The following is a 19,820-nucleotide window of genomic DNA, read 5'->3' on the forward strand; positions in this document are numbered from 1 at the left end:
ACTTCCTACTTTTTATTTAGGCTTCCATTCTTACAGTATGGCGCTACAATGCAGCCCTACTTTTTAATAGGACTTATTCTCAATTACAATGAATCCGAAAAACGACACTATTAGCCGTTCTTGGTTGATAACACAAGTCAAAAAGCACAAGTCCAAGTTGATTGTGGCGAACTTGATTGCTGTTCTTGCAACCTTGATTAGTGTTCCAATCCCTCTTCTTATGCCTTTAATGGTGGATGAAGTCTTATTGGACAAACCGGCATCAGGCCTTGCGGCAATGAATGCAGTCTTACCTGAAACGTGGCATACACCTACGGGATATATTTTCTTTACTCTCTTTTTGGTTGTGCTCATGCGGGCAGGCAGCCAAGCGTTCAATATTCTTCAGAGCCGACAATTTACTTTAGTCTCCAAAACCATCACGTTTGAAATGCGAAGTAAAATGATCGACAAACTCGGTCGCATCAGTATTCGACAATACGAGACAAAAGGCAGCGGTGGCATCAATGCTCACCTTATCACCGACATTGAGACTATTGATAAATTCATTGGTTCTACGTTAGCTAAATTTGTTATCAGTTTTCTAACGGTGATTGGTACCGCCATTGTCCTTCTATGGCTCGACTGGCGTCTAGGCCTCTTTATTCTTTTGGTTAACCCTATCGTTATCTACTTCTCTCGCAAACTGGGGAGCATGGTTAAACACCTAAAACGTAAGGAAAACCATTCATTCGAAATCTTCCAGAATCGATTAGTCGAAACGCTAGATGGTATCTATCAATTACGCGCAGCAAACAAAGAGCGCGAATTTCTACAGCAATTGAAGAACAACGCTGACCAAGTTCGTATTGATGCGGACAAGTATGCATGGCAATCCGAAGCCGCGGGTCGAGTTTCTTTCCTCTTATTTTTAATTGGCTTTGAGCTGTTCCGTGCTGTTGCGATGTTAATGGTGATGTTCAGTGACCTCACCATTGGTCAAATCTTCGCAGTATTCGGTTACCTTTGGTTTATGCTCTCTCCTGTCCAGGAACTACTGGGTATCCAATTCTCTTGGTATAGCGCAAAAGCCGCACTAAAACGCATTAACGACCTATTAGAATTGGAAGAAGAACATAGACCTGTCTCTAAGGTAAATCCTTTCAAAGAAAATAAAGAAGTTGATGTGAAAATCGAACATGTTGATTTTTCATACAATAATGAAAACAAAGTGTTGGACGATCTCTCGTTACACATCCCAGCTGGTAAGAAAGTAGCCTTGGTCGGTGCAAGTGGTGGTGGTAAATCGACGCTGATTCAGCTGTTGATTGGTGTATACAGACAAAACGCAGGTTCAATCCGTTTTAATGATGAACTGACAGACGACATTAGCTTTGAAGTGATACGCGACAAAATTGCCGTGGTTTTACAACAACCTATACTATTTAATGACTCGTTGAGGCATAATCTGACCCTCGGTGGGAATTTTGACGAAATGTCATTGTGGCGCGCTCTAGAAGTTGCGCAGTTGCAAGATGTAATTTCTCAACTAAACCACGGTTTGGATACGCAAATCGGACGCAATGGTATTCGCCTATCTGGGGGCCAACGTCAACGTTTAGCTATTGCACGAATGGTGTTGAGTAATCCACAATTTGTTATCCTAGATGAAGCAACGTCTGCATTGGATACCGCAACTGAAGCGGCTCTTCATAAGGCGTTAACTGAATTCTTACGTGGTAGAACGACACTAATCGTCGCGCACCGCTTATCTGCCGTTAAGCAAGCTGATTTGATTTATGTGCTTGAGGACGGAAGAGTGACGCAAACAGGAACCCATGGTGAGCTTGTTGAGCAAGAAGGCTTATATCAAACCCTATACGGGGGCATTCAGTCCCACGCTTAAACCATTCTTAGTGGAGAGGTCGTTGTGACCTCTCTGTCTAAACATGCGTCGCAACCCAATAATGTTCGCTTATGCCAAGGTTGCGAGTTACCTGTCGATATTGTCGATTTACCTAATCGAAGAAATGCGCACTGCCCACGCTGCGGAACTGAGTTGTATCGAGGTGGCAGTCCAAGCTTGTCTGGTAACCTTGCTATCGCGGTTACCTGCATTCTCCTGTTCATCCCTTCACATTTTTTTAATTTCATCAGCATTCGTCTGTTCGGTGTAATGATACCGGCAACACTGCCATCTGGGATGATTACGCTGTTTCAAGAAGGCTTTGTCCTTCTTTCTATCTTAATTCTGTTTTGCAGCTCCCTCGCCCCACTCATCGTATGTAGCTCTGTCGTAACCGCACATTGGTCATTACGCAAGCGTTGGTTTAAAGGACTTAGGGTTTCACTGTGGCTAATCCAACACCTTAAACATTGGGTCATGCTGGATGTATTTTTGGTCAGTATCGCAATCTCCTGTTTCAAGCTTCAGGACTACTCTGACATTTTCGTCGGACCAGGATTGATCGGCCTCGTACTACTGCAAATCTTCACTGTTTTGTTGATTTCTCGTATTAGCGTCCGTCGCTACTGGGAGTCATGGCAGTCTGAGACGAGCTATGACTTTAAACACAAGGACGTACATTGTCACGAGTGTCACCTTTCTCAACCAGAAGGTGATAAATGCCGCCGTTGTAATCATGCGCTTTACCATCGTAAGCCAAATTCAATCCAAAAAACTTGGGCTTACCTAATCGCAGCAACCATTGCTATTTTTCCGGCGAACCTAATCCCTATCTCTATCTTGCTTACGAACGGCAAACGTTTAGAAGATACGATATTTTCGGGCGTTGCTGGTTTAGTCAAAAATGGGATGTACGGTATCGCAGTGATCATTTTTGTTGCCAGTATTGTCGTACCTGTGGCAAAAATCCTTGGTCTCACCTACATCTTGCTATGTATAAAATTTAAACGTTCGGTGTATCGAAGACAGCGAATGATGGTTTACTTTGCAGTAAAGTGGATCGGTAAATGGTCCGTGATGGATTTGTTTGTTATCTCTATCATGATGACATTGGTCGATCGTGGACAAATTCTCGATTTCACACCAGGCTACGGTGCGGTAGCGTTTGGTGTAGTTGTCGTTCTTACAATGCTCGCCGCGGAGAGCATTGATCCAAGGCTTATCTGGGACCAAGCCCCAAAACAATCAGAAAAAGAGTCAATTAATGAGTGATCAGAACAGTTCTCAAACGTCATACGAGCCAGAGATAAAGAGGAGTAAAGGCATTTCTCCCCTTTGGCTCCTGCCGATCTTGACGATGATTTTAGCCGGTTGGCTCGTCGTTAAGTCCATTCATGACGCTGGACAGCGGGTACAAATCCACTTCTCTGATGCAGCCGGTTTAATTGCTGGCCGTACGACGATTCGCTATCAAGGCTTGGAAGTGGGTATGGTACGCGACATCAACTTGTCTGAGGATTTAGGCAGCATTTATGTCGATGCAGACATTTACCCAGAAGCAACCAAATTGCTTAATGAGAAAACACGCTTTTGGCTCGTTAAACCGACCGCAAGTTTAACTGGCGTATCTGGGTTAGATGCTCTTGTCTCCGGTAACTATATTTCTATCCAACCGGGTGACAGTAAAGAGTTTGAAACGTCGTTCCACGCACTTGATTCCGCACCGACTGATCTTCGTGTCACTCAAGGGCTCAATATCAAACTAAAAAGTCGTGACTTAGGCGGCGTTTCCATTGGTTCTCAGATTGTTTATAAAAAAATCCCTATTGGTGAAGTTTACAGCTACCAATTAAACGAAGATGCGAAATCCATTACGATCCAAGCCAACATTCAGGATCAATACCGACACATCATCAACAACCGCAGTCGTTTTTGGAATGTGAGTGGTATTGGTGCAAGCATCGGTTTTGAAGGCGTTGATGTCCGCCTAGAAAGCATGAGCGCCCTACTTGGTGGTGCGATCGCGGTCGACTCACCAGACGATGGTGAGCCAGTCGAAGATTATAAAGAATTTCGTTTATATAAAGACCTTAAAACCGCAGGCCGTGGTATCGCAATCAAAATTGCCCTTCCAGATGACAACAAAATCAGCGCTGAAGGTGCTCCGATCATGTATCGTGGGATTGAAGTCGGCCAAGTCACGGATTTAAACCTATCTGAAGGTCGTGAGGTCATTCTTGCTTCTGCTGCAATCCAACCCGCATTCAGTGACATGCTTACCTCTGGTACACGTTTTGTTCTTGAAGAAGCAAAAGTATCACTCTCTGGCGTCGAAAATATCGCTAACCTTGTTCGTGGCAATTTCTTAACCATCGTTCCAGGTGAAGGTGAACGTGCACGTCAGTTTACTGCTATTCGTAAAAACGTCTTTAATCAGCAGCAGGAGAAATCGATAGCGATTCGCCTTGTTTCGGATAACTCATTCGGCTTAGATAGCGGTGCAAACGTCCTCTACAAAGGCATTGTTGTGGGTTCAATCATTAAAGTAGGGCTACTCGATGAAAAGAAAGCTCAGCAAGCGAATCATGAAGTTTTCATGGATGTGTTGATTGATCAAGAATACAAACACCTCATCAAATCCAACAACCGCTTCTATGTAACAGGCAGTGCATCGGCCGAGCTCACTGAATCGGGCCTCAGTGTGACGGTCCCACCGGCCAAACAACTGTTAACAGGTTCAATCAGCTTTGTTAGCCAAGGTGCGGAAAAGATTCAAAAAGAGTACCAGCTATTCCAAAGTGAATCTTTAGCTGAATTAGCGCAATACAACCAGAGTGGTTCGAAAACGCTTAACTTATTTGCTTCTGAGTTGCCTCCGATTTCGAAAGGCAGTCCTCTGCTCTACCGAAATCTGCCCGTGGGCAGCGTGTCTGATTTCAATTTAGTCGATGGTGGTGTCATCGTAAAAGCAACGATTGAAAACCGCTACGCACATCTGATTACGGCTCAAACCGTATTTTGGAATCGCTCAGGCGTTGAGGTCGACGCTTCACTTGCTGGAATCACCGTTAAGGCACACCCGCTTAAATCCTTAATTAAAGGCGGTATCGCGTTCGATTCAATTCCAGGTATTGAGAACAAAATTGGCCAACGCTGGAAGCTCTATCAAGATCAAAAGCAAGCGCGTAAGTTTGGACGTGTCATCGCTTTGGAAACAGACGGTTCTCAGGAAGTAAGCAAAGGGATGCCAATAAAATACCAAGGTGTCAAAGTCGGTGAAGTCACTTTAGTGGTCCCTAACTTCCGCCGAGAAATGGTTGAAGTGACTGCCCGTATTTTGCCTGAATATGTGGAAGATATTGCCGTTACCGGGTCACACTTTTGGCTAACTGAGCCAGAAATTGGCTTAGGCGGCGTTAAAAACCTAGGCGCATTAGTGTCTAAATCCATTAGCGTGGAACCAGGCCAAGGTGCAGCAGCATTCAAATTTGATCTAGAGAAAGGTAATGCGCGCTCACAAGGGATGCGTTTTACCTTACAAAGTGAACAGCGTGGCTCAGTACAGATTGGCACCCCTATCCTATACCGTCAAATGGAAGTTGGTCAGGTAACGGATGTGCATTTAGGAGAATTCGCTGATCGTGTGATTACCCAGATTGAAATTCAGCCAGAATATGCCTACCTAGTTCGTCAGAACAGTGTATTCTGGAACGTGTCTGGCGTTGATGTTTCGATTGGTTTAGGTGGAGCAAACATTAAAGCAGGTACAATTGATAGCCTTGTACGTGGTGGTATCGCTTTCTCAACACCAGAGCAATCTCAAATTCCACCAGCAGCAAAAAAAGGTCACTCTTTCTACTTGTACCCTCAAGCTGAAGAGAGTTGGTTGGAATGGCGCACAGCGATCCCCAAACCATGATTCATAGATAGCCAAGATAGACTAAAGAGCAGCAATCGCTGCTCTTTTTTATTACCGTAGCCTTTGTGGCTATTCGTTTCTAACCCAGTTTCGTATATCATTTGCAGCAAATTCTGCAATCGAGATTCCACTTTGCATCCTAATGTTTACATCCCAGAAGCATTTCTGGAAAAAATCAAAACTATTCTTCCTGCTCACCTCAACATGGATGACTTCGTAGCGTCGTGCCAAAAGCCGTTGCGCAAGAGTATTCGCGTTAATACGTTGAAAGTCAGCTTAGAGGCGTTTTTAGAGCGAGCAAAGGCAAAAGGTTGGAAGTTATCTCCTGTACCCTGGTGTGAGACTGGTTTTTGGATCGAAGCAGATGAATCGTTCGTACCATTAGGCAATACCGCAGAACACATGTCTGGGTTGTTTTATATTCAAGAAGCCAGCTCAATGATGCCGGTATCCGCCTTATTCATGAATGACGAATCGTATGACGCAGTGCTCGATACCGCTGCGGCTCCGGGTTCTAAAACAACTCAAATAGCTGCCTTAATGAACAATGAAGGCGTTTTGGTCGCGAATGAATACGCGGCAAGTCGTGTAAAAGTGCTACACGCAAACATCGAACGTTGTGGTGTGCGTAACGCAGCACTAAGTAACTTCGACGGTCGTGTGTTTGGTGGCTGGCTACCAGAACAATTTGATGCCGTTCTGTTAGACGCACCATGTTCCGGTGAAGGCACAGTGCGTAAAGATGAAGACGCAATGAAGAACTGGACGCAAGCATCAGTCATTGAAATTGCAGACACTCAAAAAGATTTGATCGAAAGTGCGTTCCACGCTCTTAAACCTGGCGGCGTGATGGTTTATTCAACCTGCACGTTGAGCACGGAAGAAAACCAACAAGTTTGCCATCATCTTAAAGAAACATTTGGTGACGCGGTTGAATTCGAGAGCTTAAAAGATCTGTTTAATAATGCCGAGGCGGCGTTGACTGAAGAAGGCTTCTTGCACATCTTCCCTCAAGTGTATGACTGTGAGGGTTTCTTTGTTGCACGTATACGTAAGCTTGCTGCCGTAGAAGCACCAAAAGTCAAAAAACGCATGGGTAAATTCCCATTTGTTAAAGCGTCTAACAAAGAATCCACTGATATAGCTAACCAGCTTCAAAGCGCAATGGACATCAAGTTACCTGAAGACAGCACGGTTTGGATTCGTGATAAAGATGTGTGGCTTTTCCCAGACGCACTAGAGCCGATGATTGGCGAACTGCGTTTCTCTCGCATGGGTATCAAGATTGCCGAAGCGCATAAGAATGGCTACCGTTGGCAACATCAAGTAGCAACGGCGCTGGCGACAGGTTTAGAGAAAAATGCGATTGAGCTTACGATCGACGAAGCTCGTGAATGGTATATGGGCCGAGACGTTCGCCCTCAAAACATTCCAGCTGAGATGAAAACCGGCAAAGGCGAAGTATTAGTGAAGTACGAAGGCGCGATCATTGGCCTTGGTAAATGGGTAAGTAGCCGCATTAAAAACGGCCTTCCACGAGAATTAGTGCGAGATAAGAACTTATTTTAGTAGCAAAGTGAAATTCTATAAACAAATGAAAAGCCATCGTATTTACGATGGCTTTTTGGTTCTAAAGCATGATTGGAACTGGGTTCACTAGCGATTCGAGTCCCCTGTACTAAACTGAAGATATCAAAGCATCGCTTTGAAACGGCATTTCTCTCTATGTTCACCAACAATATGTGTTGGTCAAAAGTTTAGCGCAGGCTCTATGAAAGGAGCCGTTTCCCCTAGGCCCAAAATAAGGACGAGTTTGGGCCATTTTTTTGACTGCTATTTTCGTCCAAATCGAGTTTGAACTTGATGAACCTCCGCCACCAGCAACTTAAAGCTCTATTCAGCGAGACGAATACCGTCTTTTTCAATCACGAGCTTACCTTGCTTGTACAAACCGCCGATGGTTTTTTTGAACGTGCCTTTACTTGTACGGAAAGCTGCAAAAATCGCTTCTGGCGTAGATTTATCGTTTAGAGGTAGGAAACCACCCTTCTTCTCTAAAAGCTCTAGGATTTTACTCGAAAGATCATCCATTTTCGCCACGCCTACTTTTTGTAGCGCAAGGTCGATTTTGCCGTCTTCGCGAATTTGCTTAATGTAGCCTTTCAGCTTTTTACCAATAAACAGCTTACCGAACACATCCGATGGGAAGATCATTCCCCAATGCTCGCCGTTCACAATCGCTTTATAACCAAGTTGGCTACGTTCTGCGATGATTAGGTTAACTTCTTCGTTCACTTCATAGTTTGCTGGCGTTTTATCCAGCCACTTATTGAACTTAGTTGTACCGACAATACGACCAGATGCTTTATCTGTGTACACGTAAACCAGAATGTTTTGACCAGCGGTAAAGCGCGCACGTTGCTCACTAAACGGGATAAGAAGATCTTTTTCTTTGATGCCCCAATTTACGAAAGCACCAGTGCTACTGACACCTTCGACTTGCATTAGGCCCCACTCGCCAACCTGAGCAATGGGTTTATCAATGGTCGCAGCTAGCTGACTTTCTGAATCAAAGTAAAGAAATACGTCAATATGATCGCCTACATTCGTACCTTCTGGTACATATTTATTAGGCAGCATGACTGAACCGTAATCATCACCATCCAAAAATACGCCAAAATCAGCCGTTTTAGTGACTTCTAAGCTGTTAATTTGACCAATTTTAATCATTGAATTTGTCTCTTTTTAAATTTACTGGGAATTATACCCAAACTGACAAGAAAATCAGAGAGAAATACCATCCTCTCTGCTATGCTGTCGTCGTTCAACTACTTATCCTAGTCGACCTTAAGTTATTGTGCTTAATGGACGCTTATGGGTATAGGATGCTTTAGCAAAATCAGGAGCCTTCCTTGGTCACCGTCGACAAACAGGATTCGATAACCTTAAAAATTAGCCACGCATTGGCAAAGAGCAAAACGCTTGATCTTGATATCTATATTTTTGTGCCTGGTGAATTAGGTTTAAACTCCGACATCATCAGCGAGTCTGAGTTCTATTACACTTCCATCACGCAAAAACGTTCTTACTACAGTACAGAAGTGCTACTACCTCTCGTGCATAGCCGCTTGGCCAAACGAGGGCGCCTATCTAATCGACAGTATCGCGTAAGTTTGAGTTTGTTTGCGTATCAATACGTCACGGCTCTGGATAAAGCCGTTGCAGCATTGAATAAGCATGACAACGACAGTGTTACCGCAGAAGAAGTGGATGAAGTCATCGAATTGACTATCGACATTCTTAAGCGCTTGAGACGTTCCATTCCTTACGAAGAAAATCTCAAGCGTTATTACGTGAACATTGATAACTACTTGTCTTGGTACACTGAGCAAAAATTTTTGTCTCTTGTCGCGCACCTTCCTCGCGAAGGCGATTACAGCACAATTAAAGATCGTCTGATTACTTTATGTGAGAAAGAGCAAGCCCACCGTAAACTCAACAACTATAACTCGCCGAGTGTCGTTGAAGATGTAACTCGTTTGTCGAATAAAATGCGTTTGCTGAGACGTTTGATTGAGCACCCTATCGTTTTAAGCGAAAAAACGATGTCGATGGGAAACAACATCAAGCGTGCGATTAAAGGCATAGCCACCGGCTTGGTGATGGTCGTGGTCACAAGTACCGTTATTCTTGCCCGAGATTACTTAGGAGAGATTTCTGCATCTTTTATCATTGCGATGTCGTTTATCTATGCTCTACGTGAAATCTTTAAAGATGACCTACGCGACGCGATGTGGCGTTGGATCCGCAAAGGCAAACCGAAGTGGCGTAAGAAGTACATGGACCCGACAACAAAGAAAGTGGTGGGTCGAAAATTGGAATGGTTGGACTATCGCTCCCTTTCGAGCTTGCCTGATCGCATTCAGAACATTCGTAAGAAACGCGTCGTCCAGCGTGAAGAACAAATTCTTCATTACCACGCAAAAACTGAGATGGCGACGTCGTTATTTTTGAGTGGCTATGAACAAACTCGTGAAACGCTAAACATCAGTTTGCGCCCAATTATCCGTTTGATGGACAAAAGCTCTAACCGCGTATATCGCCTGAACGAAGGGCAAGTGAGTAAAGAGTCTGTAGAGAAGCGACACTTGGTCAACGTGATTGTGAAAGAAGACAACCACACTGACGAGCCTGTCTTCTATCGTTGGAAAGTCGTGTTAAACCGTTCGAAAATCGTGTCTATTGAGAAAATAGAGTTGAATTAAACTAACGTCAGTCACTATTCTTAAGTTAAGCAGCCTGCTTTTGGGCTGCTTTTTTGATGGAGAGCGTTAAAGAGAACTCGGCCATTGGTTCATCACCATTAATCTTTGGACACAATGCGGTGATCTTCACATCTCGATTAACGCGTTCACCGGTTTCTAGCGTGATTTTGAGCATTTCATCAATCACAGGGCCATCATGACAGACAAAGTGTACGTCACCCTCAGGACGTTTTAAGAATTCAGCACTTACTCCTTTAAACGCGAGTGAAATCTTCTCTCCTTGCTCTTGTGCTTTACTCATAGCAAGAAAGCCACCAGCAACATCTGCCCCAACAGCCAATGCGCCAAAATACATACTATTAAGATGATTCTTGGTTCTTCGCTTGAGCGGGATTCTTACTTCGACATGCTGATCATCAATCGCAAGGATCTTCGGTCGACATAGCCAAATTAAAGGCACTTTTGAAAAGCCAAACAGATTGAGGTAAAGGTTTGCACGACGAACCGCTGAAAACATTTTGAAACTCCCCTTAAACTAGTCTGACCAGTCAATCAACAAACTTCAAAGATGTCAAAGAAATGTTAACGAGAAATCGATCTTGGTTAAAAAACAAATCGTTTGCGCATTTTCGCGTGACATGGTCACAATATATGAAACTCCCAACCTACAACGCTTTGCTTACGATTTGGCACAATTATTCTGTTAGCAAATAGAAAAAACGGTTATAAATTCAAACAACTATGTATTGATATCCAGAGCATGTTTTGTCATTTATATATAAGCAACACCAATGAATACCAACAGCAGTACATACAATTCGGTATTTACTAGATAAGAATCCCGTGAAACGGTTTATTCCTAACTATAATTCCGTTATCTTTACCGCTTCGCAATAGAGAATAAAGCTATAACATGCCTATAAAAACAGATGAATTGAGAACCCAACCTTTGGGTCCAATGCCGACACCCGCAGAGCTAGGTAGTGTACATCCAATCACTGATGATGTAGCTGACCGTATCGCTCAATCTCGTCGACAAATTGAAAAGATTTTAACTGGTGAGGATGACCGTATCCTCGCTATCGTTGGCCCATGTTCAGTGCATGACACTGAAGCGGCAATTGACTACGCGACGCGTCTTAGCGAAATTCAAGATCAGTACAAAGACGAACTGTTCATCGTTATGCGTACATACTTTGAAAAGCCGCGTACAGTAGTTGGTTGGAAAGGTTTGATTACTGACCCTAACCTAGATGGTTCTTATGCGCTTGAAGCCGGTCTTCACAAAGCGCGTAAACTGCTACTGGATATCAACAAGCTTGGTCTTGCGACTGCTACTGAGTTTCTTGATATGATTACAGGCCAGTACATTGCTGATTTGATCACATGGGGCGCAATTGGTGCTCGTACGACTGAATCGCAAATTCACCGTGAAATGGCGTCTGCCCTATCTTGCCCAGTTGGCTTCAAGAACGGTACTAACGGCAACGTGAAAATTGCCATTGATGCGATTCGTGCGTCTAAAGCATCACATTACTTCTACTCCCCAGACAAGAATGGGCGTATGACGGTGTACCGCACTAGCGGCAACCCTTACGGTCACATTATTCTTCGTGGTGGTGAGAAAGGCCCTAACTTTGACGAAGCTTCTGTTAAACAAGCTTGTGACGCGCTAGCAGAGTTCGATTTGCCGCAGCGTTTGATCGTCGATTTCAGTCACGCAAACTGCCAAAAACAACACCGTAAACAAATCGATGTTGCTCAAGACATTTGCGACCAAATTAAGTCAGGCAGCACACGTATTGCTGGTATTATGGCAGAGAGCTTCATTATTGAAGGCAATCAGCCAATGACTGATATTAACAACCTAACTTACGGTCAATCGATCACTGACCCATGTCTAGGTTGGGATGATACTGTAACCATGCTAGATATGCTGGCAGCCGCAGTTAAATCCAGTAAGTAATTTCCCTATAACAAGATAATCAAGGAATCTTCATGCCATCGTTTGATATTGTTTCAGAAATCGATACCGTCGAACTACGTAACGCGGTTGATAACGCTAACCGTGAACTGTCTACTCGTTTCGATTTCCGCAATGTGAATGCGAGCTTTGAGCTAGTAGAAGAAAATGTAAAAGTGTCAGCAGAAGGCGAGTTTCAGCTTAAGCAAATGCGTGACATTCTGCGTAGCCACTTGGCTAAACGCAACATTGATGCAAATGCTATGGACGCAAAAAATCCAGAAGCAACAGGTAAAAACTGGCACCAAAACGTTGCTTTCCGCCAAGGCATTGATACACCAACCGCAAAGAAAGTGGTTAAGCTAATCAAAGACGCAAAGCTTAAAGTTCAAGCTTCTATCCAAGGCGACAAAGTTCGCGTAACAGGTAAGAAGCGCGATGATCTCCAAGCGACGATTGCAGCGATCCGTGAAGCAGATATGGGTATCCCATTTCAGTACAACAACTTCCGTGATTAATTCGGTTCCTCAATTAACACCTGTCGATTGAGGAAACCGAGAATTGAAAACGCCGACGAGTTATTCGTCGGCGTTTTTTATGTCCGTAAACTATATGCAAAATAATCAGATAACTAGGTCTTGCCCTTGCAATAAAGAGAATTCACTCGTCCCTGAAGGTACAAACACGCACACACGTAAGTTTTCTTTTCTCGCTTTAGTCAACATATCAGAAAGTTCGGTGGCACTTCTAAAAGGTTCACGTTCAGCATCCCTTCTTACCAACTCCATGACGTCCACTTCGCACATCGTCGAATACAAGGCAAGTTCGGCTTGCTGCATGTAACGGACTGCTTTGATAGGCAGCATTTCGACATCTTGCCCAACTTGAATCCAGGTACAGCTTCCCTCCTCGTCCAAAGGTTTTGCCATGGTTTGTTGATAAATGATTTCCAATTCGCGATTATCGCGAGCGTTCTCTACTTCTGGATGAGAGAAATAACTTTCCCAAAATTTCCTGCGTAAGTCGACGCTCGGTAGTGCCTCTTTAATCGAATTGCGTTTGGAGTTAGCGAACTCCGCCATCAATCCCATATTTTGCGGAAGAATAGCTTCAAGCTTTTCACGAATATTTCGAATCAAAACAGGAGACGCGCCACCACTTGAAATGGCAATTTGAATGCGGCCACGATTAATCATTGAAGGCGTAATAAAATCACAGTACGGCTTGTCATCAACAACGTTAACTAATATGCCAAGCTCTTTAGCGTCTTTGTAAACCTGATGGTTTAACTCTGGATTATCCGTGGTTGCCCAAACTTGAATGAACGATTTCGTGACAATGTCACTAGAATAAAAACGTTGAATCCATCGCACTTGTTGCTCTTGCGCAAGCTTATCAAGAAAGTCGACAAGGCTTGGGGAGACAATCGTAACGTCCGCCCCAGCTTTAAGTAGGGCTTCTACTTTACGGCTTGCTACTTCACCACCGCCTACAACCAGCACGGGTTTATCTACTAAATCTAAGAACAGAGGAAAATATCGCATTTCAATCCATGATTACTTCAAATAACTGTCGAAATTCATGCTACCAAAAACAGGGCAACCTGTTCACCTAGTTTCGATGTCACAAATAATTTTTGTTCAAATTTTCGGCTTACTCAGCCCGCCTCTACTAATGATACTTTTAATAACAAATTATTATCCTTTTGTTTTTGACACTCTTTTAGTGATTGTTCTGATGCACTAATTTGACAACCAGTTGCACTATTTACAAACATTTAACATTTCGCCATTCTAAATCGCAAGGTTCTTTGTAAGTTCTCTCCAAAACTCTTTTTAAATTATATATTTGAGAATTAGCAGATCCTTACCTACGCTTATAACTGGTTGATTTGTCGATTACCGTTTCATTGAAAATCAACCAGATAGGACGATAACACAAATAAATTGGACACGTTGTATCAGGTCGCTCCTGATTAAACATGGATCATACAGGAAGGATACAAATGGCAAATAAACTCACAGTTCTTGCTTCCGTCGTAGCGGCTTCTACTGCCATGATGACGACATCAGCGCAAGCAGCAGACACGACTCTGGACAAAGTCACAAAACAAGGTTTTATCACTTGTGGCGTAAGTACCGGTCTACCTGGTTTCTCAAACCCTAACTCTAAAGGCGAATGGGAAGGTATCGACGTAGAATATTGCCAAGCACTGGCCGCAGCCGTTCTTGGGGATAAAACGAAAGTTAAATATGTACCCCTAACCGCGAAAGAACGTTTCACAGCTTTACAATCGGGTGAAATCGATGTGCTTTCACGTAACACCACCTGGACACTTCATCGCGACACTGCTCTTGGTTTGAACTTCGTAGGCGTTAACTACTACGATGGTCAAGGCTTTATGGTGAAGAAAGATCTTGGTATCTCAAGTGCAAAAGAACTTGATGGCGCTTCTGTATGTGTGCAATCAGGTACAACCACAGAGCTTAACCTAGCAGATTACTTCCGTAACCAAGGTATGGCTTACAAGCCAGTGGTATTTGATACCGCCGCGCAAACCTCTAAAGGTTTTGATGCTGGTCGATGTGATGTTCTTACTACTGACCAATCTGGCCTTTATGCCCTTCGCTTAAACCTTAAAGACCCTTCTTCAGCAACCGTACTTCCAGAAATCATTTCAAAAGAACCACTAGGTCCTGTTGTTCGTCAAGGTGATGATCAATGGTTCAACATCGCTAAATGGACGCTATTTGCAATGGTGAATGCGGAAGAATATGGCATCAGTTCTAAGAACGCCGATGAAATGTTGAAATCGAAAGATCCAAACATCAAACGCATTCTTGGTGTTGACGGCCCTAAAGGTAAAGGTCTAGGTATCCGTGACGATTGGGGTTACCAAGTTATCAAGCAAGTCGGTAACTATGGTGAGAGCTTTGAGCGTACGGTAGGTACTGGTTCGCCTCTTAAGATTTCTCGCGGCGTAAATGCACTGTGGAATGCAGGCGGCTTTATGTACGCACCACCTATCCGATAGAAACGAGTTAAATAAGGGCGGTGCATGCCGCCCTTTTTCTTGGCTGAATCTATTCTATATAAGGGTTTGAGGTTATCGCTGTATGAAACCGACGAATAATGCATCGCAAAGTACGATGTCCAAACCAAGCGGAAGCAAGAGTCTGATTTATAACCCAGCTTTTCGTTCTGCTATTTTCCAGATCATTGCCATCGCCGCACTGGTATTTTTCTTTTACACAATCATCAACAATGCACTAACCAATCTCGACGCTCGTGGTATCGCCACCGGCTTTGGTTTCCTTAATCAAGAAGCGGGCTTTGGTATTGGACTCACACTCATCGAATATGACGAAACGTTCTCTTATGGGCGTACGTTTGTCATTGGCTTACTTAATACTGCACTCGTGTCTGTGTTGGGTATTATCCTCGCAACCGTCATAGGTTTCGTTATGGGGATTGCACGCCTTTCTTCTAACTGGCTGGTCAGTCGTTTGGCGGCTGTTTACATTGAAACGTTCCGAAATATCCCTCTACTTTTACAGATCTTTTTTTGGTATTTCGCGGTTCTACAAGCCCTTCCATCTCCAAGGCAAAGCTTAAGTCTTGGCGAATCCGTTTTCCTGAATGTGCGCGGTCTTTACTTCCCCTCACCGGTAATTGAAGCTGGCGGTGGTCTTGTGGTTGCAGCACTCATCATAGGTGTCATTGCAAGTTTCTTAATCAATCGTTGGGCTAAAAACAAACAGCGATTAACAGGCCAACAAACACCAATGGGACGAATTGTGTTCGGTCTAGTGATTGGTCTGCCTTTGGTGGTTTATTTTGTAACAGGCATGCCGATCTCTTTGGAGTACCCAGAATTAAAAGGCTTCAACTTCCGCGGTGGTATCAGCATTATTCCGGAGCTCGCAGCCCTTCTGTTAGCGCTAAGTGTTTACACTGCATCGTTTATTGCTGAGATTGTTCGATCTGGTATTAATGCAGTGAATCATGGTCAGACCGAAGCCGCTATGTCGCTGGGCTTACCAAGAGCAAAAACATTGAAACTGGTGGTGATTCCGCAAGCATTGCGAATCATTATCCCTCCTCTAACAAGCCAATACTTGAACTTGACGAAGAACTCTTCGTTGGCAATGGCAATCGGCTACCCAGACCTTGTTTCGGTCTTTGCCGGTACAACGCTGAACCAGACTGGACAAGCGATCGAAATCATCGCAATGACGATGGGTGTATACCTAACATTGAGCTTGATAACGTCGGCGTTGATGAACTTGTACAACCGAAAAGTAGCGCTGGTGGAGAGATAATATGAGCACACATCAATTTCAGCCTGATCTTCCACCTCCGTCCAATACCGTCGGTATTGTGGGATGGCTGCGCAAAAACCTATTCAACGGCCCAGTTAACTCGGTTGTTACCATCATCCTTGCCTACATTGTGTTTTCTGCACTTTGGAACATTGCGGATTGGGCATTCATTAATGCCGATTGGGTTGGCACAACGAGAGATGACTGTTCCCGTGAAGGCGCATGTTGGGTATTTATTAGCGTACGCTGGGAGCAGTTTATGTACGGTTTCTATCCAGAAGCTGAACTGTGGCGACCACGTTTGTTCTACATTACCTTGGCGATATTCACAGCACTCCTCGCTTACGAGAAGACCCCAAAACGTATTTGGATTTGGCTATTCTTTGTGAACATATACCCGTTCATTATCGCAGCATTATTGTATGGCGGGGTATTCGGCCTAGAAGTGGTTGAGACACATAAATGGGGTGGCTTGCTGGTTACGCTGATCATCGCCTTAGTCGGTATCGTCGTCTCCTTACCTATTGGTGTGGCGTTAGCGTTAGGCCGTCGTTCGGACATGCCTATCATCCGCAGTATTTGTACTATCTATATTGAGGTATGGCGAGGGGTACCTTTAATTACGGTACTCTTCATGGCATCCGTCATGCTCCCGCTCTTTCTTGCCCAAGGCTCAGAAACGGACAAACTTATCCGCGCCCTAATCGGTGTTGTGATGTTCAGTGCCGCTTATATGGCAGAAGTGGTGCGTGGTGGCTTACAAGCGATTCCAAAGGGCCAGTACGAAGCCGCCGATGCGTTAGGTTTAAGCTATTGGAAAAAGATGGGACTGATCATCTTGCCTCAGGCTCTTAAGATTACTATCCCTTCTATCGTGAACACCTTTATTGGTTTGTTCAAAGACACCAGCCTTGTGCTTATTATCGGTATGTTTGATGTACTTGGTATAGGACAAGCAGCGAACACTGACCCTGAATGGTTAGGCTTCGCTACAGAAAGTTATGTATTTGTCGCGTTAGTGTTTTGGGTATTCTGTTTTGGCATGTCACGCTACTCGATATGGCTCGAAAATAGACTTCATACCGGTCACAAACGATAACTCATCAAGATCAAGGACGTATTATGACGCAACAACAAGACTATATGATCCAGCTGAAGGACATGAATAAGTGGTATGGTGAGTTTCACGTACTAAAGAACATCAACCTCGATGTAAAGAAAGGCGAAAAGATTGTTATCTGTGGTCCTTCTGGCTCTGGCAAATCGACCATGATTCGTTGTATCAACCGCTTGGAAGAACATCAAGCAGGCAACATCTATGTTTCAGGCACCGAATTAACCGAAGACCTAAAGAACATCGAAGCCGTTCGTCGCGAAGTCGGCATGTGTTTCCAGCACTTTAATCTCTTCCCTCACCTAACGGTTCTAGAGAACTGTACACTTGCCCCAATTTGGGTGAAGAAGATGCCAAAGGAAGAAGCGGAAGCCATCGCGATGCAGTACCTAGAGCGTGTTAAGATCCCAGATCAAGCAGATAAGTATCCAGGTCAGCTTTCAGGTGGTCAGCAACAACGTGTAGCGATTGCACGCTCTCTTTGCATGAGCCCAAAGGTGATGTTGTTTGATGAACCGACATCAGCGCTCGATCCAGAAATGGTACGTGAGGTTCTTGATGTAATGGTTGAACTGGCGGAAGAAGGCATGACCATGCTTTGTGTAACACACGAAATGGGCTTCGCGAAAGAAGTTGCAGATCGCGTTATCTTCATGGACGCAGGCGAAATCATCGAAGAGAACAACCCTGTCGATTTCTTTGAAAATCCACAATCTGATCGAACTCAGAACTTCCTTGCGCAAATTCTTCACCATTAATTAGTCGCAAAAAAACGCTAAAAAAGTGAAGCGTCGATTCGAAAAAATCGGCGCTTTTTGTTTGCCTCAAATCGATGTTACGAAAATCCAGTTGATTCAATACGTTGTAAATTTGTTCGATTTTACAAAAAAGTTCGTGAGGTAACCTTCATACCTTTGATTGCCAAGCCCTTCCTAACTATGCAAGGCAGTAATATTGTGTTACAAGTTGCCACATACATAACACACTATTTCTATTATTATTTTGTTCTAGAGATAGACGTGTCGGGCTTGATTTTTTGAACTTTCGGGCCCATATATGTCTATATATCAAAGATAAGACGGTCCCTTATAGAGGAAGATTATGAACAGTCCTATGTTTTCACGCACTACTACTCAAGAGAGTGCTCTACAAACCAACAAAGTATTGCGTAATACATATGCACTACTTTCAATGACTTTACTATGGTCAGCACTGGTTGCTGGCGTTTCAATGGCGTTTAACTTGCCACGTCCGGGCATTATCCTGATGTTGGTTGGTTTCTACGGCTTACTATTCCTGACTGAAAAGAACCGTAACAACAGCATGGGTCTGGTATTTACATTCCTATTTACTGGTTTCTTGGGTTACACCATCGGTCCAATTCTAAACATGTACATCGGCGCTGGTATGGGCGATGTGGTTCTTACTGCACTTGGCGGTACCGCTCTGTCATTCATGGCAGCTTCTGCTTACGCTCTAACAACCAAACGCGACCTATCTATGATGGGTGGCCTGATGTTGTCTCTATTCGTTGTTCTAGTAGTCGGTATGATTGCGAGCATCTTTATCCAATCAACTATCCTGCACCTAGCAATGAGCAGCTTGTTTATTGTTTTCTCTACCATGGCTATTTTGATGACTACGCAAGGCATCATCCGTGGCGGTGAAACAAACTACATCTCTGCAACGATTACGCTATACGTTTCAATCTACAATATCTTCATCAGCCTACTAAGCATTCTAGGCATCATGAACGACGACTAATTCGTTAGATTGAACCCAAAACTCAAAAGCCCGAAGTTATGCTTCGGGCTTTTTCTTTTCACTTTTTAGCAGTGTCTATTCTGGTTCATAGATGGGCGCATCGTAGTCATACCCTTCATCGCTGTATGCCGTAACCATCGCGTCTTCAACTAATCCTGTCTCGGCTTTCACTTGAGTTTCAAAGAAATGTTGAATCTGCTTTCTTCGCCCATGCGCTGCCCAAGATTCTGCATCTTCCCAAATTTCATTAAACACAATCGGATAGTCATTTCTCATCGCACTGGGGTGATCAATTTGCCGAGTGAGCATATATTGGATGCATCCCTCTTCTCGATAGGAATCTGGCTCTAGTGCTTTGAGTACTTCAAATAACTCGGCTTCTTTTCCTTCTTTTGGTTTAAATTGAGCTAAAACATAGACACGGCTTGTCATTCGATTTCCTTCATTGTTGAGTAGTGCTATCAAAAAGGTAAACGAACAATGAAAAAGTTCACGTCCAGTAACGATAAAGTGCGATACACATCGCCAGCAATAGCTGAATAAAACAAAAGGCAGTGAAATAACGATAACTCTGCTCTATTCCCACTA

Annotated in this window: 16 protein-coding genes; 12 read left to right on the forward strand and 4 right to left on the reverse strand. The window is 43.8% G+C overall.

Annotated elements, in window-relative coordinates; genetic code table 11:
* Window positions 1-88 precede the first annotated feature (88 nt).
* The 4 genes from OQJ86_RS20310 (at window position 89) to rsmF (ending at window position 7,373) form a co-directional block, all read left to right on the forward strand.
* Complete coding sequence (locus tag OQJ86_RS20310) at window positions 89-1,885, forward strand: ABC transporter ATP-binding protein (protein ID WP_045404446.1); 1,797 nt, start codon at window positions 89-91, stop codon at window positions 1,883-1,885.
* A 24-nt stretch (window positions 1,886-1,909) separates the two neighbouring features.
* Window positions 1,910-3,157: a paraquat-inducible protein A gene (locus OQJ86_RS20315; protein WP_045404448.1), complete on the forward strand. Its 1,248-nt coding sequence runs from the start codon at window positions 1,910-1,912 to the stop codon at window positions 3,155-3,157.
* The gene (locus OQJ86_RS20320) at window positions 3,150-5,804 is read left to right on the forward strand and encodes an MlaD family protein (protein ID WP_042603381.1); all 2,655 of its coding nucleotides are present in this window, start codon (window positions 3,150-3,152) and stop codon (window positions 5,802-5,804) included. Before OQJ86_RS20315 ends, OQJ86_RS20320 begins: the two co-directional genes overlap by 8 nt.
* Window positions 5,805-5,936: 132 nt before the next feature.
* Window positions 5,937-7,373: a 16S rRNA (cytosine(1407)-C(5))-methyltransferase RsmF gene (gene rsmF, locus OQJ86_RS20325; RefSeq protein ID WP_045406695.1), complete on the forward strand. Its 1,437-nt coding sequence runs from the start codon at window positions 5,937-5,939 to the stop codon at window positions 7,371-7,373.
* 324 nt (window positions 7,374-7,697) lie between these two features.
* Here the strand turns inward: rsmF and OQJ86_RS20330 are convergent, their stop codons facing one another.
* On the reverse strand, window positions 7,698-8,534 hold the full coding sequence (locus OQJ86_RS20330; protein WP_038873007.1) for a S1 RNA-binding domain-containing protein: 837 nt from the start codon (window positions 8,532-8,534) through the stop codon (window positions 7,698-7,700).
* Window positions 8,535-8,716: 182 nt separating this feature from the next.
* Between OQJ86_RS20330 and OQJ86_RS20335 the strand changes: the two genes are divergently transcribed.
* Window positions 8,717-10,069 carry a hypothetical protein gene (locus OQJ86_RS20335; protein ID WP_038873010.1) on the forward strand — a complete coding sequence of 451 codons (1,353 nt, stop codon included), beginning with the start codon at window positions 8,717-8,719 and terminating at the stop codon, window positions 10,067-10,069.
* A 25-nt stretch (window positions 10,070-10,094) separates the two neighbouring features.
* Here OQJ86_RS20335 and OQJ86_RS20340 read toward each other — a convergent pair whose 3' ends face one another.
* Window positions 10,095-10,586 (reverse strand): PaaI family thioesterase, encoded by a 492-nt coding sequence (locus tag OQJ86_RS20340; RefSeq protein WP_038873013.1) that lies wholly within the window; start codon window positions 10,584-10,586, stop codon window positions 10,095-10,097.
* 396 nt (window positions 10,587-10,982) lie between these two features.
* On the opposite strand from OQJ86_RS20340, the gene OQJ86_RS20345 reads away from it, so the two are divergent.
* Complete coding sequence (locus tag OQJ86_RS20345) at window positions 10,983-12,035, forward strand: 3-deoxy-7-phosphoheptulonate synthase (protein WP_038873016.1); 1,053 nt, start codon at window positions 10,983-10,985, stop codon at window positions 12,033-12,035.
* Between the two features lie 32 nt (window positions 12,036-12,067).
* Window positions 12,068-12,550, forward strand: coding sequence for a YajQ family cyclic di-GMP-binding protein (locus OQJ86_RS20350; protein ID WP_038873018.1), 483 nt, complete (start codon window positions 12,068-12,070; stop codon window positions 12,548-12,550).
* A gap of 105 nt (window positions 12,551-12,655) precedes the next feature.
* Here the strand turns inward: OQJ86_RS20350 and OQJ86_RS20355 are convergent, their stop codons facing one another.
* The gene (locus OQJ86_RS20355) at window positions 12,656-13,576 is read right to left on the reverse strand and encodes an NAD(P)-dependent oxidoreductase (protein ID WP_039976839.1); all 921 of its coding nucleotides are present in this window, start codon (window positions 13,574-13,576) and stop codon (window positions 12,656-12,658) included.
* 461 nt (window positions 13,577-14,037) lie between these two features.
* On the opposite strand from OQJ86_RS20355, the gene OQJ86_RS20360 reads away from it, so the two are divergent.
* The 5 genes from OQJ86_RS20360 (at window position 14,038) to OQJ86_RS20380 (ending at window position 19,232) form a co-directional block, all read left to right on the forward strand.
* A complete protein-coding gene (locus OQJ86_RS20360; protein WP_038881965.1) occupies window positions 14,038-15,066 on the forward strand; it encodes an amino acid ABC transporter substrate-binding protein in 1,029 nt (342 codons plus the stop codon).
* A gap of 82 nt (window positions 15,067-15,148) precedes the next feature.
* Window positions 15,149-16,354, forward strand: a complete 1,206-nt coding sequence (locus OQJ86_RS20365) for an amino acid ABC transporter permease (RefSeq protein WP_038873025.1) — start codon at window positions 15,149-15,151, stop codon at window positions 16,352-16,354.
* Between the two features lies 1 nt (window position 16,355).
* Window positions 16,356-17,453 carry an amino acid ABC transporter permease gene (locus OQJ86_RS20370; protein ID WP_045403257.1) on the forward strand — a complete coding sequence of 366 codons (1,098 nt, stop codon included), beginning with the start codon at window positions 16,356-16,358 and terminating at the stop codon, window positions 17,451-17,453.
* A 23-nt stretch (window positions 17,454-17,476) separates the two neighbouring features.
* Window positions 17,477-18,226: an amino acid ABC transporter ATP-binding protein gene (locus OQJ86_RS20375; protein ID WP_038873031.1), complete on the forward strand. Its 750-nt coding sequence runs from the start codon at window positions 17,477-17,479 to the stop codon at window positions 18,224-18,226.
* Window positions 18,227-18,569: 343 nt separating this feature from the next.
* Window positions 18,570-19,232 (forward strand): Bax inhibitor-1/YccA family protein, encoded by a 663-nt coding sequence (locus OQJ86_RS20380; RefSeq protein ID WP_005446774.1) that lies wholly within the window; start codon window positions 18,570-18,572, stop codon window positions 19,230-19,232.
* A 75-nt stretch (window positions 19,233-19,307) separates the two neighbouring features.
* Here OQJ86_RS20380 and OQJ86_RS20385 read toward each other — a convergent pair whose 3' ends face one another.
* Window positions 19,308-19,664: a putative quinol monooxygenase gene (locus tag OQJ86_RS20385; RefSeq protein ID WP_038873032.1), complete on the reverse strand. Its 357-nt coding sequence runs from the start codon at window positions 19,662-19,664 to the stop codon at window positions 19,308-19,310.
* Window positions 19,665-19,820: the final 156 nt, after the last annotated feature.

It is taken from the genome of Vibrio sp. Sgm 5 (assembly GCF_026241575.1).
In the GTDB taxonomy this organism is placed as follows: domain Bacteria; phylum Pseudomonadota; class Gammaproteobacteria; order Enterobacterales; family Vibrionaceae; genus Vibrio; species Vibrio jasicida.

What these genes read in the sequence shown, in the direction of transcription:
- OQJ86_RS20380 (WP_005446774.1), top strand. Translation starts at nt 18,570, where the DNA reads ATGAACAGTCCTATGTTTTCACGCACTACTACTCAAGAGAGTGCTCTA.
- OQJ86_RS20310 (WP_045404446.1), top strand. Translation starts at nt 89, where the DNA reads ATGAATCCGAAAAACGACACTATTAGCCGTTCTTGGTTGATAACACAA.
- OQJ86_RS20365 (WP_038873025.1), top strand. Translation starts at nt 15,149, where the DNA reads ATGAAACCGACGAATAATGCATCGCAAAGTACGATGTCCAAACCAAGC.
- OQJ86_RS20360 (WP_038881965.1), top strand. Translation starts at nt 14,038, where the DNA reads ATGGCAAATAAACTCACAGTTCTTGCTTCCGTCGTAGCGGCTTCTACT.
- OQJ86_RS20320 (WP_042603381.1), top strand. Translation starts at nt 3,150, where the DNA reads ATGAGTGATCAGAACAGTTCTCAAACGTCATACGAGCCAGAGATAAAG.
- OQJ86_RS20385 (WP_038873032.1), bottom strand. Translation starts at nt 19,664, where the DNA reads ATGACAAGCCGTGTCTATGTTTTAGCTCAATTTAAACCAAAAGAAGGA.
- OQJ86_RS20350 (WP_038873018.1), top strand. Translation starts at nt 12,068, where the DNA reads ATGCCATCGTTTGATATTGTTTCAGAAATCGATACCGTCGAACTACGT.
- OQJ86_RS20330 (WP_038873007.1), bottom strand. Translation starts at nt 8,534, where the DNA reads ATGATTAAAATTGGTCAAATTAACAGCTTAGAAGTCACTAAAACGGCT.
- OQJ86_RS20375 (WP_038873031.1), top strand. Translation starts at nt 17,477, where the DNA reads ATGACGCAACAACAAGACTATATGATCCAGCTGAAGGACATGAATAAG.
- OQJ86_RS20370 (WP_045403257.1), top strand. Translation starts at nt 16,356, where the DNA reads ATGAGCACACATCAATTTCAGCCTGATCTTCCACCTCCGTCCAATACC.
- OQJ86_RS20340 (WP_038873013.1), bottom strand. Translation starts at nt 10,586, where the DNA reads ATGTTTTCAGCGGTTCGTCGTGCAAACCTTTACCTCAATCTGTTTGGC.
- OQJ86_RS20355 (WP_039976839.1), bottom strand. Translation starts at nt 13,576, where the DNA reads ATGCGATATTTTCCTCTGTTCTTAGATTTAGTAGATAAACCCGTGCTG.
- OQJ86_RS20345 (WP_038873016.1), top strand. Translation starts at nt 10,983, where the DNA reads ATGCCTATAAAAACAGATGAATTGAGAACCCAACCTTTGGGTCCAATG.